General features: G+C 72.6%; 19 protein-coding genes. 3 read left to right on the top strand and 16 right to left on the bottom strand.

Annotated features, from left to right (window positions below):
* Positions 1-178: 178 nt before the first annotated feature.
* The 6 genes from cbiE to OG574_RS36435 form a co-directional block, all read right to left on the bottom strand.
* Positions 179-1,390, bottom strand: coding sequence for a precorrin-6y C5,15-methyltransferase (decarboxylating) subunit CbiE (gene cbiE / locus OG574_RS36460; protein WP_326776675.1), 1,212 nt, complete (start codon positions 1,388-1,390; stop codon positions 179-181).
* Between the two features lie 80 nt (positions 1,391-1,470).
* Positions 1,471-2,118: a GNAT family N-acetyltransferase gene (locus tag OG574_RS36455; protein WP_326776674.1), complete on the bottom strand. Its 648-nt coding sequence runs from the start codon at positions 2,116-2,118 to the stop codon at positions 1,471-1,473.
* Positions 2,119-2,248: 130 nt separating this feature from the next.
* Positions 2,249-3,082, bottom strand: a complete 834-nt coding sequence (locus OG574_RS36450; RefSeq protein ID WP_326776673.1) for a MetQ/NlpA family ABC transporter substrate-binding protein — start codon at positions 3,080-3,082, stop codon at positions 2,249-2,251.
* Between the two features lie 8 nt (positions 3,083-3,090).
* A complete protein-coding gene (locus OG574_RS36445) occupies positions 3,091-3,921 on the bottom strand; it encodes a MetQ/NlpA family ABC transporter substrate-binding protein (RefSeq protein ID WP_326776672.1) in 831 nt (276 codons plus the stop codon).
* Positions 3,922-3,985: 64 nt separating this feature from the next.
* Complete coding sequence (locus OG574_RS36440) at positions 3,986-4,738, bottom strand: methionine ABC transporter permease (protein ID WP_100597035.1); 753 nt, start codon at positions 4,736-4,738, stop codon at positions 3,986-3,988.
* A complete protein-coding gene (locus OG574_RS36435; protein WP_326776671.1) occupies positions 4,735-5,781 on the bottom strand; it encodes a methionine ABC transporter ATP-binding protein in 1,047 nt (348 codons plus the stop codon). Before OG574_RS36435 ends, OG574_RS36440 begins: the two co-directional genes overlap by 4 nt.
* Positions 5,782-6,322: 541 nt before the next feature.
* On the opposite strand from OG574_RS36435, the gene OG574_RS36430 reads away from it, so the two are divergent.
* Together OG574_RS36430 and OG574_RS36425 are read left to right on the top strand one after the other, a co-directional pair.
* Entirely contained in the window at positions 6,323-6,682 is a 360-nt protein-coding gene (locus OG574_RS36430) for a hypothetical protein (RefSeq protein ID WP_326776670.1), read from the top strand.
* A gap of 7 nt (positions 6,683-6,689) precedes the next feature.
* Positions 6,690-7,115 carry a hypothetical protein gene (locus OG574_RS36425; RefSeq protein WP_100597131.1) on the top strand — a complete coding sequence of 142 codons (426 nt, stop codon included), beginning with the start codon at positions 6,690-6,692 and terminating at the stop codon, positions 7,113-7,115.
* A gap of 30 nt (positions 7,116-7,145) precedes the next feature.
* Here OG574_RS36425 and OG574_RS36420 read toward each other — a convergent pair whose 3' ends face one another.
* The 3 genes from OG574_RS36420 to OG574_RS36410 all read right to left on the bottom strand — a co-directional run bounded on the left by OG574_RS36420 (position 7,146) and on the right by OG574_RS36410 (position 9,483).
* Positions 7,146-7,643 carry a GNAT family N-acetyltransferase gene (locus OG574_RS36420; RefSeq protein WP_326776669.1) on the bottom strand — a complete coding sequence of 166 codons (498 nt, stop codon included), beginning with the start codon at positions 7,641-7,643 and terminating at the stop codon, positions 7,146-7,148.
* A 37-nt stretch (positions 7,644-7,680) separates the two neighbouring features.
* Entirely contained in the window at positions 7,681-8,199 is a 519-nt protein-coding gene (locus OG574_RS36415) for an RNA polymerase sigma factor (RefSeq protein ID WP_326776668.1), read from the bottom strand.
* A 102-nt stretch (positions 8,200-8,301) separates the two neighbouring features.
* Positions 8,302-9,483, bottom strand: a complete 1,182-nt coding sequence (locus OG574_RS36410) for a glycerophosphodiester phosphodiesterase (RefSeq protein ID WP_326776667.1) — start codon at positions 9,481-9,483, stop codon at positions 8,302-8,304.
* A 267-nt stretch (positions 9,484-9,750) separates the two neighbouring features.
* On the opposite strand from OG574_RS36410, the gene OG574_RS36405 reads away from it, so the two are divergent.
* Positions 9,751-10,440 carry a lysophospholipid acyltransferase family protein gene (locus OG574_RS36405; protein WP_100597041.1) on the top strand — a complete coding sequence of 230 codons (690 nt, stop codon included), beginning with the start codon at positions 9,751-9,753 and terminating at the stop codon, positions 10,438-10,440.
* A 133-nt stretch (positions 10,441-10,573) separates the two neighbouring features.
* Here the strand turns inward: OG574_RS36405 and OG574_RS36400 are convergent, their stop codons facing one another.
* The 7 genes from OG574_RS36400 to OG574_RS36370 form a co-directional block, all read right to left on the bottom strand.
* Positions 10,574-12,124 carry an MFS transporter gene (locus OG574_RS36400; protein WP_326776666.1) on the bottom strand — a complete coding sequence of 517 codons (1,551 nt, stop codon included), beginning with the start codon at positions 12,122-12,124 and terminating at the stop codon, positions 10,574-10,576.
* The gene (locus OG574_RS36395) at positions 12,121-12,672 is read right to left on the bottom strand and encodes a TetR/AcrR family transcriptional regulator (RefSeq protein WP_326776665.1); all 552 of its coding nucleotides are present in this window, start codon (positions 12,670-12,672) and stop codon (positions 12,121-12,123) included. The genes OG574_RS36400 and OG574_RS36395 overlap by 4 nt, the downstream gene beginning before the upstream one ends.
* Before the next feature lie 135 nt (positions 12,673-12,807).
* On the bottom strand, positions 12,808-14,616 hold the full coding sequence (locus tag OG574_RS36390) for a hypothetical protein (RefSeq protein ID WP_326776664.1): 1,809 nt from the start codon (positions 14,614-14,616) through the stop codon (positions 12,808-12,810).
* Positions 14,613-18,374 (bottom strand): DUF5682 family protein, encoded by a 3,762-nt coding sequence (locus tag OG574_RS36385; protein ID WP_326776663.1) that lies wholly within the window; start codon positions 18,372-18,374, stop codon positions 14,613-14,615. The genes OG574_RS36390 and OG574_RS36385 overlap by 4 nt, the downstream gene beginning before the upstream one ends.
* A 6-nt stretch (positions 18,375-18,380) precedes the next feature.
* On the bottom strand, positions 18,381-19,565 hold the full coding sequence (locus tag OG574_RS36380; protein WP_326776662.1) for an ATP-binding protein: 1,185 nt from the start codon (positions 19,563-19,565) through the stop codon (positions 18,381-18,383).
* A gap of 199 nt (positions 19,566-19,764) precedes the next feature.
* The gene (locus tag OG574_RS36375) at positions 19,765-24,975 is read right to left on the bottom strand and encodes a hypothetical protein (protein WP_326776661.1); all 5,211 of its coding nucleotides are present in this window, start codon (positions 24,973-24,975) and stop codon (positions 19,765-19,767) included.
* Positions 24,972-25,829 (bottom strand): DUF4132 domain-containing protein, encoded by an 858-nt coding sequence (locus OG574_RS36370; protein ID WP_326776660.1) that lies wholly within the window; start codon positions 25,827-25,829, stop codon positions 24,972-24,974. Before OG574_RS36370 ends, OG574_RS36375 begins: the two co-directional genes overlap by 4 nt.
* Positions 25,830-25,983 lie beyond the last annotated feature (154 nt).

The following is a 25,983-nucleotide window of genomic DNA, read 5'->3' as shown; positions in this document are numbered from 1 at the left end:
CGCACCTGGATCGGGCACGGCCCGCTGTGGACTGCGCCACGTTGCGCGTCCTCCGGTCCTGCCGTACCACACGTACCCCAAAAGTGGCGCGTTTTCCGGACATTGACCGACGGAAAGCCGGACGTCCGGGTGCAGTACAACGATCGGCCAGCCTACCGCGCGCCCCGGAGCGACGGGGTCACGGGTTGCGGTCGGGCAACTCCCCGGAGAGCAGGAACCCCACGGTCCGCTCCTTCTCGGTCCAGGCGCGAGTGTCCAGCTCGACGGACTGCAGGAGCGAGCACTCGACCCGGTAGCCGTGCTCCGTCAGGTCCCTGCCGATGAGTTCGGCGGCATCGCGTGTCGCGGCGTGCGTCACGATGCGCTCGGGACGCCGGTCGGCGACGGCGGAGACGACTGCCGCTCCCCCGCCCCCGATGCGTACGACATCGGGTTCGGGCAGGTCTTCGAGGATGTGGGGCGCCGTGCCGTGCACGATCTGCGGCTGCACGCCGAAGCGGCGAGCGGTGGCGAGGGTGCGGGCGCAGGCGTCGGGGTCGCGGTCGACGGCGATGACGGCGGCGCCGAAGCGGGCGGCCTCCGCGGTGAAGGCTCCGCTGCCGCAGCCGATGTCCCAGACGAGGTCGCCCACGCGCGGTCCGGTGCGGGCGAGTTGAGCCGCGCGCAGGGGCTCGGTCTCGCCCTCGCCGAGGCCGCCGCCGTACTCGGCGGCGCGAAGGGCCCAGCCGCGCACGCCGGCCGAGGGGGCGCCTCCGGCGAGCCAGGCGGTTTCGTCGGACGGGGCGGTGGTGCCGCCGATGACGATGACGACGTTCGGGTCGCGCCAGGTGTGATCGGCTGCCTTGTCGCTGGTCACGACGGTGACCTGCTCGCGGTCGGTGCCGAGTTCCTCGCAGATGACGAAGGTGCGGTGGACGCCTTCGAGGAGCAGTCCGAGCTCGGCGGGGCCGGCTCCGGGCGAGGTGAGGACGGCGACCTTCGGGTGGGCGCGGCAGACGTTGACGGCGCGGCGCAGGGTGCGGCGGTGGGCGACGACGACCTGGGCGTCGTCCCAGGGCATGCCGGCGCGGGCGAACGCCTGGGCCACGGAGGAGACGGCGGGGACCACTTCGACCTCGAGGCCGAACTCGCGCGCGCGCAGTGTGCGTACGACACCGAAGAAGCCGGGGTCTCCGTCGGCGAGGACGACGGCGGTGCCGCGGTGGGCGGCGATGCGGCGGGCGGCGAGCGAGACGCTGCCGAGCCTGATCCGCTCGGCGCGGCCCGGAACCTCGGGAAGAGCGAGGTGGTGGCCGGCGCCCGCCACGAGAGTTGCGGCACCGAGGGCGGAGCGTGCCGCCGCGGTCAGGGGCGAGCCGTCCCAGCCGATCACCGTGACCCGGTCGGCCATCGTGTCAGTCTCCTGGGGGTTCTTGCGGGTCGAACGGGCTCGGTGAGCGTACCTGGTGTACCTGGGTGCGACCTTGGGGGTCAGTTCCAGTCCGAGAAGGACGTGTATCCACTGGTTTCGGCGAACTCGTCAGAGACGCCGTCGAGGTCCTCGGGCAGCAGGCTCCACACGATGAAGTCGGTCCGCAGGTCCTCCCAGCCGCCGTCCTCGGTACGGGTGCGCGCTATGCACGCGTTGCGCAGGACGCCCTCGCTGATGCAGCCGATCTTCTGGGCGACCTGCTGGGAGGCGGTGTTGTCGGCCGCGGTGCGCAGCTCCAGGCGCTCGAGGCCCTGCTCGCGGAAGAGCCAGCGGGCGGTGGCGAGCGCCGCCTCGGACGCGTAGCCCTCGCCGCGGGCCCAGGGCGCGATGATGTACGACAGCTCGGTGGAGCCCACGTGCCAGTTCGTCTTGCCGAGCTGGACGATGCCGACCAGGCGCTGGGTGAGGAACTCGGTGACGGCCAGGTCGAGGCCGCGGCCGGCGATGCGCTCGGTGGGGGCGTACTGGGTGATCCAGGTGCGGGCCTGGTCCTCGGTGAAGGGCTGGGGCACGGAGGTCCAGGCGGCGACCATCTCGTCGTTCATCATCTCGGCGAGCGCGGGGGCGTCGTCCTCCTCGAGGGCGCGCAGGACCAGCCGATCCGTGCTGATGGAGATGTCCGGGAAGCCCCGAGTACCAGTAGTCATGGCGCCGCTCCGTAACCTTCATGGCCTGGTGAAGTGCCCAGCATGCAGCATGAAGGCACGTAACTGCACCACGGGGTCCTCTCCCGGTGCGGAAGAGGACCCCATGTAGGTGCGGTGGCTGCGGGTGGTGTCAGCCGGCGGTGACCGGAAGTACCGAGCCCTGGTACTTGTCCTCGATGAACTTCTTCACCTCGGGTGAAGTCAGCAGCGTGGCAAGCTTTTTGACCCGGGGGTCGTCCTCGTTGCCCTTCTTGACGGCGAGGACGTTGTTGTACGGGTTGCCCTTCACGGACTCCACGAGGATGGCGTCCTTCTTGGGGCTCAACTTCGCGTCGAGCGCGTAGTTGTTGTTGATGACGGCCGCGTCGACGTCGGCCAACGAGCGCGGCAGCTGGGCCGGTTCGAGCTCCTTGAAGACGAGCTTCTTCGGGTTGGACGCGATGTCCTGCGGGCTCGCGTTCGCGCCGGCGCCCTTCTTGAGCTGGATGACGCCCTTGGAGGCGAGGAGTTCGAGCGCCCTGCCCTCGTTGGTGGTGTCGTTCGGCAGTGCCACGGTCGCTCCGTTGCGGAGCTTCGTGACGTCGTCGACCTTCTTGGAGTAGACCCCCATGGGCGGCAGGTACACCTCGGTGACCGCGCTCAAGGTGGTGCCCTTGGACTTGTTGAAGTCGTCCAGGTAGGGCTTGTGCTGGTACAGGTTGGCGTCGAGGGAGCCGTCCTGGAGAGAGGTGTCCGGAAGGACGTAGTCCGTGAACTCCTTGATCTCCAGGTCGAGTCCGGCCTTCTTCGCCAGGTGCTGCTGTACGTACGTGAGGACTTCACCGGCCGGCGTCGGGGTGGCGCCGACGACGAGCTTGCCGCTCGTGTCGCCGGAGCCGGACCCCGAGTCGCCGGACCCGCAGGCCGTCAGGCCGAGCGCGAGGGCTCCGGCGATGACGGCGGCGGGAATCGTGGCGGTGCGCATCGCGGCGATCAGAAGGAGGGAAGGACGGAGCCGGCGTACTTGTCCTCGATGAACTTCTTCACCTCGGGCGACGTCAGCAGCTTCGCGAGCTTCTCCACGCGCGGGTCGTCCTCGTTGCCCTTCTTCACGGCGAGGACGTTGTTGTACGCGTTGTTCTTCGTGGACTCCAGGGCGAGGGAGTCCTTGGCGGGGTTGAGGTGGGCACCGATCGCGTAGTTGCCGTTGATCACCGCGGCGTCGACGTCCTGCAGGGAGCGCGGGGTCTGGGCCGCCTCGACCTCCTTGAACTGGAGGTCCTTCGGGTTCTTCGCGATGTCCTGCGGGGTCGCGGTGGCCTCGGAGCCGCTCTTGAGCGTGATGAGCTTGTTGGCGGCGAGGAAGCGCAGGGCGCGGCTCTCGTTGTCGGCGTCGTTCGGGAGGGCGATGGTGCCGCCCTTCTTCAGGTCGCCGAGCGCCTTGGCCTTCTGGGAGTAGAGGCCGAGCGGCTCGAGGTGGACCGTGGCGACCGACTCGAGGTGCGTGGCGTTCTTCTTGTTGAAGTCTTCCAGGTACGGCTGGGTCTGGAAGTAGTTGGCGTCCACGGACCCGTCCTCGGTCGCCGTGTTCGGCGTGACGTAGTCGGTGAACTCCTTGACCTCGAGGTTGAGGCCGGCCTTCTTCGCCAGGTGGTCCTTCACGTACTCAAGGATCTCGGCGTGCGGGACGGGCGTCGCGGCGACGACCAGCGGGTCGGACGCCTTGGCCTTCGTGTCGCCCTTGTCGGAGCCGCAGGCGGTCAGGCCCAGGGTGAGGGCGCCGGTGGCGAGGACAGCAGCGGTGATCTTGGTGGTGTTACGCACGAAAAGTGCCTTTCTCCATGGGTGGTGCAACCCGCCGGGTGGGACGGGGAGACAGGGACAGCGGTCAGCGGGTCTTGGCCGGGGTGGCGTCCGCGGTGACGGGGCCGCCGGGCAGCAGGCCCGTGAAGGCGCGGAAGCGGAGCGGTTCGCCGCCCTTGCCTGCCCGGCGGTGCAGGACGCGGGCTCCGCTGTCGCCCGCGAACTGGATGACGGCGATGGTGACGGCGAGGACCGCCACGATGATCCACATCAGCTCGGCCTCGAAACGCTGGTAGCCGTAGCGGATCGCGAGGTCGCCGAGGCCGCCCGCGCCGACCGTGCCGGCCATCGCGGAGTAGCCGATGATCGCGATGATCGTCGTGGTGGTGGCCGAGATCAGCGACGGCAGCGACTCGGGCACGAGGACCTTGCGGACCACGGTCCAGGTGTTGCCGCCCATCGACTGCACGGCCTCGATCAGACCGCCGTCCACCTCCCGTACGGAGGTCTCGACGAGCCGCGCGAAGAACGGGATCGCGCCGATCGCCAGCGGCACGATGGCGGCCTCACGGCCGATGGTGGTGCCGACGATCCAGCGGGTGAAGCCCATCAGGGCGACCATCAGGATGAGGAAGGGCATCGAGCGGACGATGTTCACGATCTGCCCGATGACCTTGTTCACCACGGCGTTCTGCAGCAGACCGCCGCGGTCCGTGAGGACCAGCAGGACGCCGAGAGGCAGGCCCGCGACGACGGCGATCAGCGTGGACCAGCCGACCATGTAGAGGGTGTCCCAACATGCCTGGGACAGCAGCGGCTGCATCTCCGACCAGGTCACTTGGTGACACCTTCCTTCAGCAGTACGGGCGCGCCGCCCTGATGTCCGTGGATCTCGACCTGGAGGCCCTGCTCGCGCAGGAAGCCGATCGGCACGACGTTCTCGTCGAAGCGGCCGGGCAGCTCGATACGCATGCGGCCGACCTGCTTGCCGGCGACGGTGTCCATCGCGGCGCCGAGGATCGAGATGTCGATGTTGTACGTGCGCGACATCTGGGAGATGACCGGCTGGGTCGTCGACTCGCCGTGGAAGGTGACGTCGATGACCGTGCGGTCCGCGCCGCTGGCGTCGCCGCTCACCGGGAAGAGCGCGGCGGCGAGCTCGGATCCCGGAGTGGCGAGGAGCTCACTGACCGTGCCGGACTCGACGATCTGTCCGCGCTCCATGAGAGCGGCGGAGTCGCAGACCGTCTTGACGACGTCCATCTCGTGCGTGATGAGCAGGACGGTCAGGCCGAGCTGCTGGTTCAGGTCGCGCAGGAGCTGGAGGATGGAGCGGGTGGTCTCGGGGTCGAGGGCGCTGGTGGCCTCGTCGGAGAGCAGCACCTTCGGGTCGCCGGCCAGGGCGCGGGCGATGCCGACGCGCTGCTTCTGGCCGCCGGAGAGCTGGGCCGGGTAGGACTTGGCCTTGTCGGCGAGGCCGACCAGGTCGAGGAGCTCCAGCGCCTTGCGGGACCGTTCCTTCCCCGACTTGCCGAGGATTTCGAGCGGCAGCTCGATGTTGTCCTGGACGGTGCGCGAGGACAGCAGGTTGAAGTGCTGGAAGACCATGCCGATACGGCTGCGTGCCTCGCGCAGCTCCTTGCCGGCGCGGGAGCCGCGGCCGACGAGGGCGGTGAGGTCCTGACCGGCGACCGTCACCGTGCCGGAGGTGGGACGCTCCAGGAGGTTGACGCAGCGGATGAGCGAGGATTTGCCGGCGCCGGACTGGCCGATGACGCCGTACACCTCGCCCTCGCGGACGTACAGATCGACGCCGTCGAGGGCGGTGACCTCTCGACCGCGCGAGCGGTAGACCTTGGTGAGGCCCTGGGTGGTGATCACGTGGGATTCCGTCACTGTCGATTGCGCGGCGCGGGTGAGCGCCTGCGGCGGGCATTCATGGTCGGGATCGGCCTGGACGCAGCACGGTTCTCGCTGTGGCGGTGGAACCGGGGGGAGACTGTGTGCGGGGCGGCCCGGTCACGTACGGCGTAAGTACGTACTGGGCACGGCGTTTCGCTTCGGGGCGCGAGAAACAGGCGGTGCGGGGGCCCTCAGAAGGCGCACATTCGACACATACAACGAGCACCGGGCGTCATCGTCGCCTCGGTCGCAAGGGTGCGGCTGCTCGTCGTGGTCATGCGAAAAGTAAAGCAGAAGTGCGCCGGGATCCCCGAACCGCTGTCCGAATAGCGGACAGCCCTGGACGGTGCCCGCCCCCGGCCCGAGCCGCACCTGGTACCCCGTGCGGCCAGTGCGGACAGGGCCAGGAGGTGGTTCCCGCCCCCGTACGAGCCGGGCCCGGCACCCGGCGCGCTGTGGCCAACGCCACGGTGGCGGGGCCGCGCGCACCGGGCCTTTTCGGCCGTAATAGGGTCTCGGCATGCTTGATGCCCTGACGGTCGCGACCGCTGTTGCCGCGCTCGCGCTCGCCGCCTGGTGCGGCTTCGCCGCCTACCGCGACCAGCCGACCAAGGACTGGCACTTCATCGGCATGGCGGTGGTGTCGCTGCTCGCCGCTGTCCAGCTGATCGTCGGCATCGTGCAGCTGGCACGCGGCGAGAAGCCCGACCAAGGCACGACGATCTTCGTGGCCTACCTGATCGGCGCGTTCGCGTGCATCCCGGCGGCCGGCTTCATGTCGCTCGCCGAGCGCACCCGCTGGGGTTCGGTGACGGTGGCGGCCGGCGGCATCGTGCTGGCCGTCCTGCAAGTGCGGCTCTACGACATCTGGGGAGGCTGAGGTGTCCGTGACCTCACAGAGCGAGAGCGGCGGCAAGCCGCAGAAACTGACCAGCGGCCCCGGCACGCTGCTGGTGTGGCTGTACGGCGTGATGGTGGTCGGCGCGGTCTCGCGCTCGGCCGTCCAGATCTCCACGGAGTTCGACCACGCGCCGCTCGCCTACTCGCTGTCGGCGCTCGCGGGCATCGTGTACGGCTTCATCACGTACTCGCTCGTGCGCGGCGGGGAGAAGGCCCGCAAGGCGGCGCTGGTGTGCTGCGCCGCCGAGCTCGTGGGCGTACTGACCGTGGGGACCTGGACGCTGGCGGACCCGTCGGCGTTCCCGGACGCCACGGTCTGGTCGGACTACGGCATGGGCTATCTGTTCATTCCGGTACTGCTCCCGGTGACCGCGATGTTCTGGCTCAACAAGGCGCGCCGGGCTACGCGCTAGCGCCTGCCGACAGGAACCGGGCGACAGCAACTAGGCGACGAAGGCGCCCGCTTCCGCCTCCTTGGCGAGCGTCACCACGGTGAGCCGCTCGTCGACGCGCTTCGTGGACACGGCCGCGTAGCCGTGCTTCCGGTAGAGCCGCAGGTTGTGCTCGCTGCGGTGGCCGGTGAACAGCTGGAAGCGCTTGGCGGCACCGTCGACGCCGAGCTTCGCCTCGACGGCGTCGAGGAGCCGTCCGCCCAGGCCGTGGCGCTGCATGCGCGGGTGCACGACGAGCTTGCCTATCCGGGCCGTGCCGTCCGCGTCCACGGCACCCCGCACCGCGGCCACGACTTCCTCCCCGAGCCGGGCCACCAGGACCGTGCCGCCCGCGAGTTCGGCCCTGACCGAGGCGAGCGGTTCCGTCAGCGGTTCGATGGAGTAGTCGCCGTAGAGCTCGGCCTCGCTCTGGTAGCACAGGTACTGAAGTTTGAGGATCTTCTCGGCGTCCTGCTCGGTCGCCGCAGAGATGATCACGCTCATGCCCATGTGTGCATGCCTCCCGCTCACCTGCTCCGCCGGTTGTCTATCGCTCCTTTCCCCAGGGTTCAGGAGCCGCAACCTCTGCTGCCAGCATTCTGCGCAGGCATCCCAGACATCTGGAACGTTCCGGACCGAGGCTGCCCTGTGAGATACCCAACTCCCCTGCGATCTCGCGGTAGGTGAGGTCCTGTGGTGACAGGAAAGCGGCCACGACGCGGGGGCAGCGCCCGGGCAGTCTGCGCACGGCGGCGTGCAGCGCGCGGTGGCGGTCGCCGGCCAGCGCCCGCTGTTCCGGCCCGTGTTCGAAGTCGTCGGCGGGCTCCGTGACGTACGGGATCTCGCGCAGCGCGGCGTGGCGGGTGCGGCGCGCCTCGGATCTGACGGCGGCGGTGAGCCAGGCCGCGGGGTCGGCGGGCGGGCCGTCGGTGTCGATGCGCTCCAGCAGGCGCAGCCAGACGGCCTGTTCGAGGTCGCCGGGTTCGCCCGCGCCGTCAGCGGTCTCCGCCGAGACCTCGGCGGCGATGAGCGGGCGCAGGGCGTCGATGACCAGGTCGTACGTCATGCCGGGCGGGACGCGGCCGCCCGGACGTGCGGTTGCCGGGGCGGCCGCGCGTCACCCCAACCGGGGCCGGGGTGCGCGGTGTTGACGGCGAACAGAGGGAGGTCAGGCCTTCAGGAAGTCCTCGCGGGCGAGGAGCGCCGTGTCGCAGTTGTCCGAGAAGATGCCGTCGATGCCGGTGGCCAGATAGGCCTTGAAGGCGCCGAACGCGTCGCCGTAGGCGTTCGGGTCGGTGCCCTTCTTGAAGTCGGCGGGCAGGAAGGTGTTCTCGTTGCGCATCGTGTACGGGTGCAGGATCAGGCCCGCGGCGTGCGCGTCCTTGACGAGCGTGGTGGGCGCGAGGAGCTTGCCGTCCTTGTCCTTGGGGATCACGAGGTCGAGCGTGGGGCCGATGCCCTGGGCGTACGAGGCGATCTCGTCGAGGCCCTTGGGGGTGATGAGGTCGGCGACGGTGCGCGGGTCACCGGCGTCGACGAAGTCCCAGGGGCGGGAGTTCGCGGTCGACAGGAGCACGACGAGCGGGTTGTCGACCAGCTTGTTCAGGCGCTGGATGCTGGTCGGCTCGAAGGACTGGAGGAAGACGGGCGAATTCTTCCTGTTCACGCCGTACTTGCGCAGGAGCGTGGCGACGCGCTCCTCGAGGCCGAGGCCGAGCTTGCGGAAGTAGGTGGGGTGCTTGGTCTCGACGTGGATCCACACCTCCTTGCCGCGCTCGCGGCTCTGCCGCTCCCGCCACTTGAGGACCTCTTCGAAGGTGGGGATCTCCCAGCGGCCGTCGTAGAGGGTGTTGCGCTGGCGGTTGGCCGGGATGCGCTCCTTGGCGCGCAGGGTCTTCAGCTCGGCGAGCGTGAAGTCCTCGGTGAACCAGCCGGTGGTGGCGACCCCGTCGAGACTCTTGGTGGTCTTGCGGCCGGCGAACTCGGGGTGCGCGGAGACGTCGGTCGTCCCGCCGATTTCCGGCTCGTGACGGCATACGAGGTGACCGTCCTTGGTGGGCACGAGGTCGCCCGCCTCGATGACGTGCGCGCCCATGTCCAGGGCCAGCTGGTACGAGCCGAAGGTGTGCTCCGGGCGGTAGCCGCTCGTACCGCGGTGGGCGATGACGGTGGGCACAGGCAGGCTCTTGTAGCCACCACCGCCGTGATGTCCGCCACTGCCGCGCTCGTCGGCGCTCGCCACGCCGGGCGCGCCCAGGACGGCTCCGCCCGCTCCGAGCACCGCCGCACCCAGTACCGAACGGCGGCCGAGCTGCGACCCCCGGGACTCCTGTGACTTCCGCATCCCCATTGAGCACTCCTCCCACATCGCTGCCTTGCACCTGTCAAAGCGCACCGATCGTAGGTGTGCGGGAGTGTCCAGTGGGAGACCTTGGGCCGAACGGAAAGGTGATGCGAGGTGACTCCTGCGCGCCGCGTGACGGCCAACGGAGCGTAAATAAGGGTCAACACTGCGTATCGAGTGCGTGAACCCGATGTGCAACAGGCCGGGGGCCGCGAGTATCGTCCTCACCTGCACAGACTTCAGCTCATCCAGCCACGGCTTAGGCCGCCACCCTTGACACCGGAGGGCCCGTTGTCCCGTTTCGCGTTCATCAAGGCAGTGCTCTCACCGATCATGCGCCTGATGTTCCGCCCCCGGGTGGAGGGCGCCGAGAACATCCCGGGCACCGGTCCTGTCATTCTCGCGGGCAACCACCTGACCTTCATCGACTCGATCGTGCTGCCGATCGTGTGTGACCGTCAGGTCCTGTTCATCGGCAAGGACGAGTACGTCACCGGCAAGGGCCTCAAGGGCCGAGTCATGGCGTGGTTCTTCACCGGCGTCGGCATGATCCCGGTCGACCGCGACGGCGCCAACGGCGGTGTCGCGGCGCTCATGACCGGCCGCCGCGTCCTGGAGGAGGGCCAGGTCTTCGGCATCTACCCCGAGGGCACCCGCTCCCCCGACGGCCGGCTCTACCGCGGCCGCACCGGCATCGCCCGGCTGACCCTGATGACGGGCGCGCCCGTCGTCCCGTTCGCGATGATCGGCACGGACAAGCTCCAGCCGGGCGGCAGCGGCCTCCCGCGGCCCGGCCGCGTCACGGTCCGCTTCGGCGAGCCGATGGAGTTCTCGCGCTACGACGGCATGGGCCGCGACCGCTATGTGCTGCGCGCCGTGACGGACTCGGTGATGGCGGAGGTCATGCGCCTGTCCGGCCAGGAGTACGTGGACATGTACGCGACCAAGGCGAAGGCCGCCTGAGCCGGTAGCACTTGAACGTCACGAAGGGCCGCACCCGGTGGGTGCGGCCCTTCGTCATGCGTATGGCCGTCTGGACGCCCGCTGAAAGTGCGTCATCCGTACGGCCGCGTCGTCATCCGTGCGGACGCGTCCGTCACGGGTGTTCGACGCCGTCCTCCAGCTTCTGGCCGCGCAGCAGGAACCACGCCGCCACCGCCGTCGCGAGGAGCACCGCCGCGCCGATGCCCGCGGCGGCCCGCAGCCCGTCGACGAAGGCGCCCTGCGCCGCCGTGAGCAGTTCGCTCGCGGTGTGCGCGGGCAGCGCCGAGACGGACTCGACCGCTCCGCCCAGGGATTCGTGGGCGGCCGACGCCACCTCTGGCGGGGTGCCGGCCGGGGCCGTGAAGTCCCGGTAGACGCCCGTGACGATGGAGCCGAGCAGGGCGATGCCGAGAGCCGCGCCCAGTTCGTACGCCGTCTCGGAGACCGCGGACGCCGAGCCCGCCTGCTCCTTCGGCACGCTGGACAGGATCACGTCGGCCGTGACGGTGAACGAGAACCCTGCGCCGACGCCCACGATCAGGAGCACGGCCCCGAGCAGCGGATAGCCGGTCGACTGGCTGAGACCGGTCAGCCCGGCGAGGGCGAAGCCCACGGCGGCGAGGCCGCCCGCGACGACGGAGCGCACGGAGAACCGGCGCGCGACCGTACCCGCGACCAGTCCGGCCGCCACCGCGCCGATGGCGGCGGGCAGTTCGGCGAGACCGGCCTCGAACGGGCCACGCCCCTGGACCAGTTGCAGGAACTGGGAGAGGAAGAACACCAGGCCCGAAAGGCCGAGGATGGTGAGCAGGTCGGCGAGGACAGCGGCCGAGAATCCACGGTGGCGGAACAGCCGCATGTCGAGGAGCGGTGCGGGCAGCGTGAGCTGGCGGCGGACGAACCAGGTCAGAGCGGCCAGTCCGAGCACGCCGGACGCCGGCACCTCCCAGCCGAGGCCGTGCGACGCGGCCTGCTTGACCGCGTAGACGACACCGATCATGCCGACGAGGGACAGGACGACGCTGATCAGGTCCCACGGCCCCCCGGCCGGGTTCTTCGACTCGGGCAGCAGCTTGATGCCGACGACGACGAGGACCGCCATGACGGGCAGGTTGATCAGGAAGACCGAGCCCCACCAGAAGTGTTCGAGCAGGAATCCGCCGACGACCGGGCCCACGGCCGCGCCCGCCGAGGCCGCCGCGCCCCAGATGCCGACGGCGAGGGAACGCTCGCGCGGGTCGGTGAAGATGTTGCGGATCAGGGCGAGGGTCGAGGGCATCAGGGTGGCGCCCGCGACTCCGAGCAGGGCCCGGGCCAGGATCATCATTTCGGGGGTCGTCGCGTACGCGTTGAGCACCGAGACGGCGCCGAACGCGACCGCGCCCGTGAGCAGCAGCTTCTTACGGCCGATGCGGTCGCCGAGGCTGCCCATGGAGACCAGGAGTCCCGCGATCACGAACGAGTAGACGTCGCCGATCCACAGGAGCTGCGTGCCGGTCGGTTCCAGGTCCTCGCTGATGTACGGCGTCGCGAGACCGAGCACCGTCGCGTCGACCGCGACCAGGAGCACCGCGAGCACGAGGACGGAGAGCGCGAGCCATCGTCCTCGCCCGGGCCTCGGCTCCACCTCCGCCGCGGATGTGCGCTGGTGTGTGCTGGTCATGGTTCCACTCTCCGTCTGGCGCCGCCGAGCAGAAGCTCGACGATCATGTGTTGGAAGTCCTTGGCGGCCACCCGGCCGTCCTGTACGGCCCATGCGCCCCCGCCGATCAGGCTGTAGAGCGCCTCCGTGAGCCACGCGGGTGTCAGGTCGATCCGGAACTCGCCACGCTCCTGGCCGCGCGTGAACAGCGCGGCGATGCGGGCGTCGAGCCGGGCCCAGCCCTCGTTCTGCGATTCGCCCTCGAAGAGCTGGTTCTCCGTGACGAGGAAGGCGAGGAGTCCGGCGCACGGCTGGATCTCCGTCACCAGCCGGCGTACGGCGTCGTCGGCACCGCCCTCGTCGAGCCGGGCCGCGTCGAGGGCGGCCTCGCACTCCTGGATCCCCAGTTCTTCCAGGGCCCTGACGAGTGCGTCCCGGCCCGCGAAGTGCCGGTGCAGCGTGGCGCGGCTGAGACCGGCCGCCCTGGCCACCTCGTCCATCGTGGCCGTGGCCTTGCGGGTGAGCAGGGCGGCGGCGGTGCGCAGCACCTGTTCTCGGTCGACTGACATGAGACGAGGGTAGTCCATGTGAGACATGTTTGTCTCATCAAGAGCGCAGGCGTCTCATGAGTGGGCGGATATATACGGACAGGGAGTGAATCGCTCGGCGACGGGGGTGAGGTGTGCGAGTGGGGTGAGTGCGGGTCAGGTCTGCCAGGCGCCGCGGCACAGGGCTGCGGACGCCTCGTCGAGGTAGCGGGCCGTGGCGAGCCAGGCGCGGGCGAACGCGTTGGTGTCCGCCGAACCGAGGCGGCCGAATCCGTCGCGGCCCCGCTCTGCCGCGGAGCTGCGCAGCGCGTCGAGCAGCTCGGCGGCGGTGGACAGGCCCGCGCGACGCAGGAGCGTGGTGTCGGGTGCGGTGGTGTGCGGTCCTCCGGCGGGTGCTGTGTGCGTCAGGGCGCGGCGGCCCGCGATGACCACCTGTTCCATACGGCGGCGCAGGATGTGGAGGGGGGCGGAGGGGGTGGGTGCGGGTGCCGACCGGGGTGATCTGGAGGGCGTCGTCGGGGTCACGTCCTGGCGTTGGAGGCGGTCCAGGCCGAGGTCGTGCCGGCCTGTGGGGAGTCGGACGGCGAGGAGGGCGGCCCGGGGGTGCCCGGCGGGGACGAGGCGCGCGATGGCGCGGACCCTGGTCCCGGGGGCCGTGGCGAGGAGGGCGAGGTTCTCGCGGTGGGCCAGTTCGGGGTGGTCGTCGGCGGAGGTCAGCCGCACGGTGAGCCCGTCGCACTCGGCCAGGAGGCAGTCGCCGCCCGCCTCTCGGGCCACGCCGGTCAGCGTGGCGTCGAGGAACAGCAGGTCCTGTCCGGTGGCGAGGGCCCGCGCCACCTGTTCCGCCACGGGGACGGACCACAGGGCCGCGAGCGGCTCCTCGGCCCAGTCGGCTCCCGCGGCGGCCGCGGCCCGGACGCCCCGGCCCGCGCCGAGCCGCCCGTCGGCGGAGACGGTCGCGCCGGAGACCACGAGCCCGGCGTCGGCCAGGTCGCGGTGCGTGAGTGCGGTGTCGCCCATTCTGACGGCTCGGTCACCGGCGGTTCTGGCCCTGCCCGGTCCTCCGGGGGCCACGTCGGGGACGGTGTAGAGGCGGCCGGCGGCGTCGGCGGTCCAGGTGACCACGCCCGCGTGGCCGGTCGCGGTGAGGACGGGCTCGGTGAACAGTCCGTAGAGCCTGAACGAACCGCCCGGAGCATAGGCGCGGCGCGCCGTTCCCCGGAGTGCGGCGTGCGCGTCCGGGGTGCCGGGGCGGCGCAGCCCGTACGCGGTGGCGAGCAACTCCTCGAGGGCGTCGGCCAGTTCGGAGGTGCGGTGGTCGGGCTCGGCGGCGCGGGCCGCGCGCAGGCCGTTCACCGTGCGGATCGCGGCGGCCGCGGGGCGGGGCAGCGCCGCGAGGCGGGCCGAGTGGGCGGCCCTGAGCAGACCGGCCTGAAGCACGGCACCGGCGCCGTCGACCCCGGCGTCCAGGACGAGAACGGCTGCCTGCCACAGAGCTTCGGCGGCGGCTGCTTGGGTCGGGGTGGTGGGCGTAGACGTGGGGGCTTCGGTCGGCTCGGTGCTAGGCGCGGTCGCGCCCACCTCGTCCGGGGCGGGCGGGGATGGCTGGCCGGGCGCGTCGGCGGGGGCCTGCGTGGGTGCGTCGTCCGCGATCGGCGCGAGGGCCGCCGCCGCGGCCCGGTGGACGCAGGCCGGGGCGAGCAGGCAGCCGCAGCGGATCGCGTCCTCAGCCGCGACCGTGCCGCCGGGAGCGTGCAGCTCCACGAACGTCTCGTCGTCGACCGCGATACGGCAGATGCCGTCGTCGGACGTCATCGGTCGCGCGGCGAGCTTCTCCACGGCGGCGTCCAGGCGCTTGCGCAGGCGTGGCGAGAGCGCGGCCACGACGGCGGCGGTGACTTCGGGCGGTACCGGAGGAAGCTGCGGCGTCGGGTGAGACTGCGGCTGAGAGTGCGTCGACGTCAACGGATCTTCTCCCCTACCCAGCGGGCGAGTTCGAGCGGGCTGAGTGCAGCGACCGGCATGCCGGCGGCGACGAGCTGTCCCGCGATGCCGGTGGAGTAGCGGGGGCGCCCGGCGTCGTCGAGGCTCGCGCAGCCCAGCACATGGCAGCCCGCGCCGACGAGTTCGCGTACCTCGGCGAGCATTCCGCCGACGGGGTAGCCCTCCTCGAAGTCGCTGACCACCACGACGAGGGTGCGCGAGGGCGCGGTGACGAGCGTGCGGGCGTGGCGCAGCCCGGCGGCGATGTGGGTGCCGCCGCCGACACGGGCCTCCAGGAGGAGGGCCAGCGGGTCGTGGACGTGTTCGGTCAGGTCGAGGATCGTCGTCGAGAACGCCAGGAAGTGCGTGGACAACGCGGGCACGCCGGCCAGGACCGACGCAGTGAGCGCCGACCAGATGGTGGACGCCTCCATCGAGCCGGACACGTCCGTGAGGATGATCAGCCGCCAGTCCGCCGAGCGCTGGGCTCTGCCGTGGAACACGGGGCGCTCCGGGATGACGTGGATACGTCCGTCGTCGGTGCGCCGGGCCGTGGCGAGGTTGGCGCGCAGGGTGCGGGCGAGGTCCAGTCTGCCGCCGGGGCGCCGGGTGGGACGGGCGGTCGCCGCGCCGGTGAGCGCGGGCCGCATGCGCGTGGCGAGGGCGCGGGTGAGCTCGTCGACGAGGCGCCGTACGAGGGGGCGCAGGGCGGCGAGCTTGGCCTCGGGCAGCCCGCCCGCGTGCTGGAGCACGGTGCGGAGCAGCTCCACAGAAGGGCGTACGGCTTCGGGGTCGAGCGCGGACACGACGTCCGTACGGCCTCGGGTGGCCGCGGCGGCGAGGACCTCCTCGCGGATGCCGGGGCCGAAGAGCGCCGTGAGTTCCTCGGCCCATTCGCGTACGCCGGGGTACGGAGCCTCTCGCCCGCCACGCCCGCCTGCGCCGCCCGGCAGATCGCCGCGCGCGCCTTCGCCACGGCCCCTCCCGTACAGCTCGTCCAGGGCGGTCGCCAACGGTGCGATGCCCTGCGGGAGTTGATCCCCTCGCCGCCCGAGCACGAGGCGCCAGCGTTCGGCGGGGGCGATGCGGGGGTCACCGGGTGGGGAGAAGGAGACGGGAGTGCGGACGGGGGCGTTGACGGCAGCGGACGGGGACGCTGCGTGAGGCCGGTCGGACGTGTCCGGCGTCGTGGGCAGGAGAGTGTCCGGCGTCGTGGACAGGAGAGTGTTCGGCGTCGTGGGCAGGCGTGTGTCCGGCGTCGTGGGCAGGCGTGTGTTCGGCGTCGGGGGCAGGAGGTCGAGCGCGGCCAGCGCCTCGCGGGCGGCGAGGTCCGCCGTCGTCCACGCGGCCAGCGTCCGCGTGTCCATGTCCGGGGGAAGGTCGGCGTCGAGGGTGCCGTCGATGCGTTCCTCGATGACAGTGAGCAGCCGGTCGCGGGCAGCCGGGCTGAGCGTGTCGAAGCCGCCGCGCAAGGCGGGGAGCCGTTCGAGGAAGGGGTTGTCGGGCAGTTCGCCGACGCGGTCGAGCAGCGGGGCGAGCGCCTCGGGAGCCGTTTCGAGGAGGGAGCCCGCGGCGGTGAGCAGGCCGGTCAGCCGGGCGGTGAGCTCCGCGCGCGTGCCGGGGTCGCCGGCCGTGTCGACCCAGGACGCCGCGCGTGCGCCGAGGGCGGTGGCCGGGGTGTGCCCGAGCAGAACCCGTGCCGCGGCTGCGGCGCCGCGCATGAGCGGCGTCCCGCCGTCGGCCAGCCGCGCCAGCGAGTCGGCGAGCCGCATCCCGCCGAACACGTCGGCGCGCCGCGCGAGTTCGACCAGGGCACGGGCGTCTTCCGGGTCCTCGGAGCCGGTGAGCCCATCGAGACTGCGGACGGCGGCGACGGTCAGGAGGTCGGCGCAGTCGGCCGGCGCGTGGTGCCAGAGGGCGGCGGGGGCGGGGTTCGCGGCAGGGTCAGTTGCAGGATCCGTCGTGGCCAGACCCGCGATGTGGCCCGCGCTGAGGCGGTCCGTGAGGGCGAGGCCCGTCAGGAGTTCCGGGAGCGTGCCGATCGCGGGGAGCACGGTCGCGACCTCTGCCAGGGCCTCGGCCGCGAGCGCCGGCAGCGCGCACTGGGCCGCCTCGCCGAGCGCGGCCAGCGCCTGCGCCGCGGTCGGGCCGCCCTCCGCGTGGGCGGCCCGGACGCGCGCGCGAAGCACGCCCTCCGCCACCTGCGCCGGCGTGACGCCCCGAGTGGTCGCTGTCGTGAGGACCGCCGCGGTGGCGGGTGTCCAGCGCACGGTCCAGCGGGTGGTGAGCGCGTCGGCCCCGCCCGCCCCGCCGACGGATGTCTCCTGCGCGTACGGGATGCCGCACAGCGCGAGGCGGCGCAGCAGCACCTCACGTTTGCGGTCCAGGTCGGAACGCAGGGGATCGAGCCGAAGCTCCTTCTCCTGCCCACCACTTGCGGGGCCCGGCAGTCCGAGCGAGGCCAGCTCCGTCTCGACGGCGGGTGCGAGTCCGCCGCGCGGTGCGCCGGGGGCGGCGCGGCCCGTGCGCTCGCCGACGAGGACCCGCTCCAGCGCGCGGGCGACGGCGCGCCCGCGGCCCAGCGGCTCGCCCTGGGCCAGCACGGTCTGCACGGCCTCGACGAACTCGCTCCGGCCCGGCGCGGGCAGCCCGCGCAAGCTTGCGAGGTCGCCCGCGACGCGGCGGATCTCGCGGGCGTCCGCCGGTCCCGACGGGTGGCCCTCGGCGCGCAGTTCACCGGTGACGCGGACGGCACAGCGCAGGGCCGTCTCGCCGACCGCGGCCGGGTCGCCCGCCGACTCCAGGACCTGGTGCTGCCACTCGGGGTCACGGATCCCGGCCGGATATCCGGAACGGGCGTCCAACAGCGCGTACGTGTACGGGATCAGGGAGACGGCGGGGGTGGGCGCCGCCGGGGCTTCCATGTGCGGCTTGGCGGTCACCCGGGCTTGCGACTCGGGGGGCGTCCTGTCCGACGGCCCCGCGATCGGTTCTTCCTGCGCCTCGTCCCGCAGCGCCCCCGCGCTCAACGCGGGTGCGTGGAACGCTCCGATCAGCGCCGCCACCCTGCGTCCGTCGCGCGCCGCCTCGCGCAGGCGTGCCCGCATCCAGCGCTCCCTGGTGAGGTCGAGCGGGTCGACTCCCGGGCCGTCCGCTGCGTCGCGGCGCAGGGCCCAGCCGGTGAGGAGCGCTGCGCGGCGCAGGGCTTGCGGGGTGGCGCCCGGGGCGGGGGCCTCCACGAGGCGGTCCCAGAGGTCGTCGCCGTCGCGGCCGGTCAGCCGTCCACGTACGGCGTCGCCCAGACGCGGCCTGTCTCCACCGCCCGGGCGGTGGGGGTGTTCGGCGTGTTCGGCGGGGCGGGGCACTCGTGGCTCTCTCCAAGCCCGTTCCGCGAGCGGCAGATCGCAGGCGACCACCGGGACGCCGTTCCGTGCGGCCCAGCGCAGCGCCGCGAGCTCCGGTGAGAAGTCCGCGAACGGGTAGAACGCCGGGCCCGACTCCGCCGCCCCGTCGAGCACCGCCGCGAGCGCGACCGGCGCCACCGTCTCCTCGTGCGCCAGCCACGGCAGCAACTCCTGCGTCTCGGCCGGAAGTTCGACCAGCAGGACGTCCGGGGCCGCCTCGTCGAGGAGCCGGGGGACGACGGCGGCCAGCGACGGCGCGTGGTGGCGTACGCCGATGAGGTACGGCCCGTCGGGATCGGTGAGCGCGTCGATGGCCATGCCCGCGTCGGTGGTCATGACGGGTCAGCCCTCCAGGACGGAGCGCAGGTCCCACAGGGTGCGCCAGGTCGCGGAACCCTCCTCGGCCCGGCGCCGCACCGCGCCGTCCCAGTAACCGAGCAGCCGCGCCGCGTCCGCCGGGTCGTCCTTGCGGACCACGCCGGTGAGGTGGCCCGGCAGGAGCGCGAGTGCGTCTCGGTCGCCGGGGAAGTAGGCGGCGGCGACGCCGAGCGCCGTGGCGACGGAGACGGCCTCGGCCGTGCTCATCACGGTGGACGGCCGCTCCACCTCCCAGCCCTCGGCCGAACGGCCCGAACGCAGCTCGCGGAACGCGGTGACCAGGACGTCGAGGACCATGTCGTCGAGCTGGTACGCGGCGCCCGCCCGCTCGACGGCGGCCTTCGACTGGCGGCGCACGAGGTCGAGTTCGGCGTCGAAGTCGCCGATGGGGCCGACCGTCTCGAAGTTGAAGCGGCGCTTGAGCGCGGCGGACATCTCGGAGACGCCCTTGTCGCGGAGGTTGGCGGTGGCGATGACGTTGAACCCGGGGGCCGCGTGGGCCTGGGCGGCGTCCGTACCGGCCAGCTCCGGGACGGCGATGCGCCGTTCGGAGAGGAGGGAGATCAGGGCGTCCTGCACCTCGGGGAGGCAACGGGTGACCTCCTCCACGCGTGCGACGGCGCCCTGGGTCATGGCGGCGAGGACGGGTGAGGGGACGAGTGCCTTGGGACTCGGGCCCTGGGCGAGCAGAAGGGCGTAGTTCCAGCCGTACTTGAGCTGGTCCTCGGTGGTGCCCGCGGTGCCCTGGACGGTGAGCGCGCTGGTGCCGCTCACGGCGGCGGCCAGCAGTTCGGACAGCATTGACTTGGCGGTGCCCGGCTCCCCGACCAGGAGCAGTCCGCGCTCGCCGGCGATCGTGACGACGCAGCGCTCCACGAGGGCGCGCTCGCCGACGAACTTCCGCCGGACGGCGAGGCGGCGCGGCACGCCCTCGCCGGCGTCGGCACCCTCGGGCAGGCGCAGCGGTTCGCCGGAGCCCATCACGAAGGTGACGACGGCGCGCGGGGTGAGCCGCCAGCCGGGCGGACGCGGCCCGGTGTCGTACGCGGCGAGGAACGCGAGCTCGTCGGAGTACAACTCCTCAGGCGGCACGATCTGCCGCGGCGCGGCAGACGTCGTGCCCTGAACGGTGTCGGTCGTGGTACTCATCGGCGACGCTCCCGCGGCTGCGTGACCCGGCACTGCGCGGCCGGGACGGAATCGGTGGTGGTGGTCATCGGCGGCTGCGCGACCCGGCGGCGCATGTCAGGCATCGCCGGGGTGACTCGGGCCCTCGTCGCCGTTGGCCGTTGCGCGACCCGACGGGGCAGGCCGCGCATGGCCGAGGTGACTCGGCGGGCCCCGGTCGTCATCGGCGCCGCCCCTTCCGGGTCGCGCGGGTCGTGAGTTCTTCGAAGGCAGGGACGTCGCCGGCGCGCACCCGTTCCCACGCGCGGGTGAACAGTTCCTGGACGGGGAGCAGCGGGACCGTCGCCGTGTTGCCCGGGACGTCGTACAGGGCCTGCTTCCAGGACTCGACAGGCAGTGCGGGCGCCTTGAGTGCCAGCCAGGCGCCGGGCAGGAACAGGCCGCGGCCCGCGCGGGCGCGCTTCGCCTCCACCACCAGTGCGGTCGCGGCGAGTTCGGCGCGGGCCCGCTTCATGCGGGCGGGCTTCCAGCCGGTCCAGCGCGTGCTGTTGCGGTCGGTCGGGTCGGGCAGGGCGAGCAGTTGCAGGTAGAGGGCGGCGGCGTCCTCGCCGATGGCGTGCGTTTCGGCGACCTCGGTGACCAGGCCGGGGACACCGCGCATGGGGTCCTGCGCATATCCCTCAAGGTCCGGCTCCGGTCCACCCACCTGTCCGTCCACACCCGGCACGCCCGCGGACACCGCGCGGCGCAGCCCCTCCCCCAATACCGCCCTGATCGCCCGCAGTGGGGCGTCCGCGCGATATCCGGCCAGGCCTTCGATGAGGCCGAGCGCCGGGTCGTCGGGGCCGGTGAGGGCGGCCGGGCGCAGGAGGACGGCCTCCTGCTGGTGCCAGGGGTGGACCACGAACGCCTCGCCCACGCGCGTCAGTCCGTCCGCTCCGGCGCCGCCCGTCTCGGGCATCCCATGCGCCTTGCGCACCTCGGGCGCGGTGGCGCCGCCCTTCTCGGTCCAGTCGAGGCCGAGCTGGAGCAGCAGCTCCGGATCGGCGAGCCGGGTCCGCAGCGCGTCGAGGGCGGCGGGCAGGGCGGCGCGCAGCGGATGCCCGTACGGCAGGCCGTACGCGAGCGCGCCGAGCGCGGACACGGCGGGCACCAGGTCCCTGACGTGCGGTACCGCGGTGGGGTCATCGCCCGTCAACCGGCCGTCCGTGTCGAGTCGTTGGACGGTGGTGCGGCTGAGCCACGGAGTGTGCAGGGGGTTGAGTACGGCCTCGGCGTTGCCGATGGTGGAGACCCCGTTCAGCGAGATCTCCACGTCCTCGGGGAGGCGTACGAGGGCGCCGAACCGCTTCGTCCATACCTCCCGGGCGGCCTCGACGGCCGGCCCGGTCTCCCAGAGGTCGGCGGCGGTCTCGGGGAGCAGCGCGGCGACGACATCGACACGGCCCTGCCACGTGAGCGCGGTCAGGCGGTCGTGGCCCGCCTCCACCTGCGTGCGGGTGAGCCCGGAGCGGGCCTGGCACTCGGCGGTTCCGACGTCGTCGGCGAGGACGCCGGAGGGTCGACCGGCGAGGAGAAGCTCCGCCTGGACGGGGCCGCAGCCGGGCGCCGCCGCCAGCGCGCTCGCGTTCTCCGCGCGCCAGGGCGTGGCGCCCCGCTCGCGTACGAGGGCGGCGAGTGACGCTATCCGCTCGCCGGTGAGCGTGCCGGGGATCCGCTGTGCCTCACGGGTCGTGAAGTGGGCGACGGGCCCGAACTCGCCCGACGGGTCGTGGTCCAGGGCCAGCCAGTCCACCTCGTGGTCGTGGCCGCGCCTGCGGGCCGCCGCGAGGATCGCGACGGTACGGTCGCCCAGGCGCAGGACCTGGCCGGGGCGCGGCCGGTAGGCGCCCTTCTCGCCGAGTTCGACGCTGCGCAGGTGACGGCCCGGGTCCGTGAGGGCGCCTTCGGCGACGGCGTCCAGGAGGTGCAGGAGCGCGGATCTGTCGGTTTCGTCCAGGCCGGGGACGGTCGCGCGGTACGCCAGTGCGGGCAGGTGCTGGAGGACGCGCAGCCAGGTGGACGTGCAGCTCGGGATGGTGAGTTCGTCGGTGGTCCAGCCGCCGGTGAGCGTCGCGAGGTCGTGTCCGCTGGGCAGCGGGGTGCCTTCGGCGGCTTTGCCCGCGATGAGGTGGCCGACGGACTTGATCTGGCGCAGTGTGCTCCAGGTGTCGGCGCTCCAGTAGCCGAAGACGGTGTGGCCGAGGACACCGCGGATCGCGCTCAGCAGGGTCCGGTCGTCGCCGTCGCTGGGCGAGAAGTCGTGGAACATCTCCTGCCTGCGCGCCGCGACGGGCCGTGCGGCCACCGTCTGGGGATCGGTGAACTCGGCCACGGATTCGCGGAGTTGGACCATGGCGAGCGTGATGGCACCGACGCCCGCGTGCAGCGACGGGTGCCCGATCGCGGGCAGGGCCCGCTCGGTCGCGGCGAGCAGGTCGCGGTCGAACCGGTCGGACGCGGCCTTCCTCTGCTCGTCCGTGAGGGCCGTCCCGGCCTCGCCCGTGGTCTTCCTCCGGTGCCGCGCCAGCGCGGCCGCCGCCTCGTCCGCCAGTGCGGCGGCCTGCTCGTCCGCGAACGCGCGCAGCGCCCTGGAACCGTCCTCGTCGCGGGCCCGCATGGCGTGCCAGAACGATGTCGGCGGGACCAGTGGCGTGCCGGCCGCGTACTGCGCGCCCGCCCGGGACATCACGGTGTCGCCGAACGATCCGTCGGCGGGCCCGGCGCCGTCCCCGTAGAGACCCAACTCGTTGCCGTCGAGGGCGAGTACGGGCGCCGCTCCGCCGGGCAGGCGCAGCGCGCCGAGCGGCACGGGGGTGCGGCCGCTGGTGAAGCGGGCGGGCAGCGCGACCTCACGGCCGTCGGGCGTGCCCGCAGTCAGCCGCTCTTCCGCGCCGTCCCGGGCGCCGTCGCCGCGGACCCAGCGGCCGAGGACCGCGCCGTCGGTGCCCAGCGGGCTGTTCTCCAGGCCCGCTTGGAGGGGCAGCACCTGGCAGTCGGCGTGCCGCAGCCGGCCGTCGTCGCGCACGGCGCCCGCGAGGAGCGGGGGCAGGGAGGCGCGGCCGGTGGCGCCGGTGGCGGGGTCGTACTCGATCCAGGTGCTGGTCGTGCTCGTGGTGCGCAGCCGCCAGTGGTTCACGCCGTCGCCGCTGACCCGGTGCTCCTTGGGCAGGGCGGTGTCGCCCGCGTGCAGGGGGCGCGCGCCGGTGCTGCGGCCGCCGTCCGGCAGGGGCAGGGAGGCGTCCAGGGTGTGTGCGCGCCACTGGATGGCGGACTCGCCGCCGAGGTGGAAGACGTCGGCGGGGCGCGAGGACCAGTACGCGCGCTGCTTGCCCTCGTGCCACCAGGTGACGAGCAGTTCACCGCCGGCGAAGCGGAAGGCGGGCTGCCGCCAGTGGTCGGGCTTGCCGGGGATGCGCAGGTCGTGTTCGAGGAGGATGCCGTCGGGTCCCGCCACGACGGCCTTGTCCCGGTGGGCGACGATCAGCGCGGGCCAGGCCTCCTGGACAGTGAGCCCGTCGCCGTGGCGCTGTTCGGGTACGGGCCCCAGCAGTTCCATGGCCTCTTCGAGCGCGGGCCAGCCCAGTTCGTCGACGATGCCCGCGCGCAGGGTGCGGCCGAGGTTGCCGCTGAGATCGTGGGCGCGGACGCGGGCGACGGCCCCGGGCGCGACGTCCGCCGCGACCGACCGGAAGCGCCGGAGGCGCTGGAGCGAGGCGCGGGCGCCGGGCAGGCCCGCCGCCGCCGTGAACGCGTCGGCCTGTTCGGTGAGCCATTCGGCCAGCAGCGGGCGGAGCACCGGGTGCTCGGCGACAGCGAGGGTCTTGCGACTGCCCACGCTGCGGTGGGAGTTGCCGCCGATCGCCTCCTTGAGCAGCGGCCTGAACCGCGCGTCGGCGGCCACCGCGGCGAGATCGCTGCGGCCTGTGTCGGGTCCGCCGAACCAGTCGTCGAGGCCGATCCCGTGGCCGTCCGTGCGGGGCGCGGGATCCGCCACCGCGACACCCGACGCGAGGCACACGTCGATGAGGTCCAGGTCGGCCCAGTTGCGCCAGCCGCGCCCGCGGAACAGGTCGACCGGCCGCCCCTCGGCACGCAGGCGGGCCGCCATGCGCTCCACCAGGTCGTACGTCATCGGGGAGCGGCGCACCCCGCGCCAGCCGCCCTTCAGGTGGGTGGACCAGCGCGACAGCCAGTCCCCCGCGTCGACGGCCGCGTCCGGGGCCGGGTCGGTGAGGAGCTGTTCGGCGCCGGTCTCGGCGAGCAGCTCCAGCCAGTCGCCCTCGGAGCCGTTGTCGTGTCCGTACCCCGTCGGCATGATCTCCAGGAGCCGCTTACGGACGGCCGGTTCCTGCGCCGCGAGGACCAGGAGGGTGGGCCGGTACGCCGTCCAGAACGTGCCGGGTGCGCGTACGACCGCCGGGGAGGCCAGGAGGTCGGCGAGCAGTCGGCACTCCTCCTCGACCCGGTCAAGGCCCGCGGCCCTGATGAGCTTGCGGGCGTCCTGCGGCAGGGCCGCGTAAGGCGGCATCCCGGCACCACACCGCTCGACGACGAGCCTGCGGTACTGCTCCCAGGCCGGCTGCGGTGCCAGACGCTGCGTCAGGTCCCGTACATGGTCCTTGAGCGCCTTGACGGTGAGCGCCCCGGCGAAGGCGAATTCGAGGAACACCGCACGCTGCCGCTGCTCGTCCACGTCGAGGCTGTGGACGCGCTCGGCCTCACGTGCCTTGCCGAAGAGGGCGGCCCCGTAGGTGGTGTTCTCGTGCCGGAGGAAGGCGCGGCCCGCCTCCTCGTAGTACGTGGGCAGGAAGTGCGGGACGGAGCGGCCGAGGCGCTCGCCGAGCTCCTCGAACCCGTCCTTGGCGGCGCCCGCGCGGGTCTTGGCCATGCGAGCGAGGCGCTCGACGTCCTTGACGAGGGCGAGGGCGTGGTGCCCGTTGTCCGGGTCGTTCACCAGGGCCCAGGCGGGGAAGCCGAGGGTTTCGCGGCGCACCTGGCCGAGCCCGTCACGGACGCTCTCGCGCCGCAGCCCGAGGAAGTCCAGGGCGAGGTCCTCGGCGTCGCCGAGCGTGCCGGGCACGAGGCGGACGACCGTGCGCCCTTCAAGAACGGGGTGGGTGTACGCGCGGGCCGTCAGGTCGTCGGCGTCCTCGCCGCGGTGTGCGCCCGGGAGCAGGACGGCGCCCGCCTCCAGGAGCGCTCCCGTGTCCACCGTGCCGTCACCCGTGCCCATCGCGCCCCGCTCCCCTGCCGCCTCGCTCAGCGAACGCACCGACCCCACTGGCCCCACCGCACCCACGGGCCCCACCGAATCCGCTGTGCTGGTCGTGCCTGCCGCACCCGAACCCGCGCCCAGACCCGCGCCCGCGCCGCTCACCGTCGTGCTCACGCCGCCTGCTCCCCGTCCTCGAGCTCGCGGCCCGCGTAGAGGGCGGCGGCCATGCGCATGCCCTCCGACCAGGCCACCGGCCCGACTTCACCGAGGGCGACAGCCTGTCCGGCCTCGGTGGTCCAGGTGAGCGGCCCGGTCTCGGTCTCGGCGTAGCCCTCGTAGTCGCCGATCCAGACCCGTGCCTCCACCGTGCGCCCGGCCTCGAGCACGGGCTGGACGGCGTGGCCGCCGCGCACGCGGTAGCCGAGGGACGTGGCGCGGCCGGCGAGGAAGCGGAGCTCCTTGAACGTGCCGCCCTCGTAGTCGTCGACGGCCTGCGCGGCCGGGTCACGGCCGGCGCCGCGTGTCCAGATCTCACGGAACAACTGCTGGACGCCCTGGTCGACCCCCAACTCGACGGCGAACTCGCGCAGTTCGCCGAGGTCGTCCAGGAGGACCGGGTGCGGAATGCTGATCTGCCGCGGGCGGATGCGCACGGTGTCCCCGTCGAGGTCGACGAGGCCGATGCCGCGCTCGGGGTCGGCGTCGCGCAGGAACCCGGCGACCTCGCCGTCGTCGCCGGTGACGACCAGGTCCTTCAGGGCCGCTCGCCAGGCCGGGTCGGGCCAGACCTCGGCGAGCACCGCGGCCGGTACGGGAAGGGAGCGGGTCATCCAGCGCTCGGCGCGCTCCCGGCAGTCGCGCTCGTGGCGCTCCAGCCACTCGGTGAGCTGCCGGAGTCCGATGACGGCCTGCTCGTCGGCGATCTTCGGCGGCACCGACTTCAGGAGCCGCCCCTTGCCGTTGCGGCAGACGACCTTGCCGCCGTCGTCCAGGGCGACTTCATAGTCACCCGCGCGCATCCACCCCACCACTGCCTCCCCGACAGCCGATTTTCCGTGCCCCGATGTCGACCACCGGTCGTGGGCGCGCGCCGAAGGCACGCGTCACGAGCACCGGTTGTGAGCCGGTGTTGATCAACTGCCGGAAACTTTAGAGGGAGCCACTGACAACGCAGCGCGGCCC

The sequence above is a fragment of the Streptomyces sp. NBC_01445 genome (assembly GCF_035918235.1).
Classification (GTDB): domain Bacteria; phylum Actinomycetota; class Actinomycetes; order Streptomycetales; family Streptomycetaceae; genus Streptomyces.
Note: the sequence above shows the minus strand (reverse complement) of the source record. Positions and strands in the feature narration are given on the sequence as shown.

Coding starts and splice junctions, on each gene's coding strand:
- OG574_RS36430 (WP_326776670.1), top strand. CDS start 6,323: ATGCTTGATGCCCTGACGGTCGCGACCGCTGTTGCCGCGCTCGCGCTC.
- OG574_RS36455 (WP_326776674.1), bottom strand. CDS start 2,118: ATGACTACTGGTACTCGGGGCTTCCCGGACATCTCCATCAGCACGGAT.
- OG574_RS36415 (WP_326776668.1), bottom strand. CDS start 8,199: ATGACGTACGACCTGGTCATCGACGCCCTGCGCCCGCTCATCGCCGCC.
- cbiE (WP_326776675.1), bottom strand. CDS start 1,390: ATGGCCGACCGGGTCACGGTGATCGGCTGGGACGGCTCGCCCCTGACC.
- OG574_RS36395 (WP_326776665.1), bottom strand. CDS start 12,672: ATGTCAGTCGACCGAGAACAGGTGCTGCGCACCGCCGCCGCCCTGCTC.
- OG574_RS36380 (WP_326776662.1), bottom strand. CDS start 19,565: ATGAGTACCACGACCGACACCGTTCAGGGCACGACGTCTGCCGCGCCG.
- OG574_RS36385 (WP_326776663.1), bottom strand. CDS start 18,374: ATGACCACCGACGCGGGCATGGCCATCGACGCGCTCACCGATCCCGAC.
- OG574_RS36410 (WP_326776667.1), bottom strand. CDS start 9,483: ATGGGGATGCGGAAGTCACAGGAGTCCCGGGGGTCGCAGCTCGGCCGC.
- OG574_RS36450 (WP_326776673.1), bottom strand. CDS start 3,082: ATGCGCACCGCCACGATTCCCGCCGCCGTCATCGCCGGAGCCCTCGCG.
- OG574_RS36400 (WP_326776666.1), bottom strand. CDS start 12,124: ATGACCAGCACACACCAGCGCACATCCGCGGCGGAGGTGGAGCCGAGG.
- OG574_RS36420 (WP_326776669.1), bottom strand. CDS start 7,643: ATGGGCATGAGCGTGATCATCTCTGCGGCGACCGAGCAGGACGCCGAG.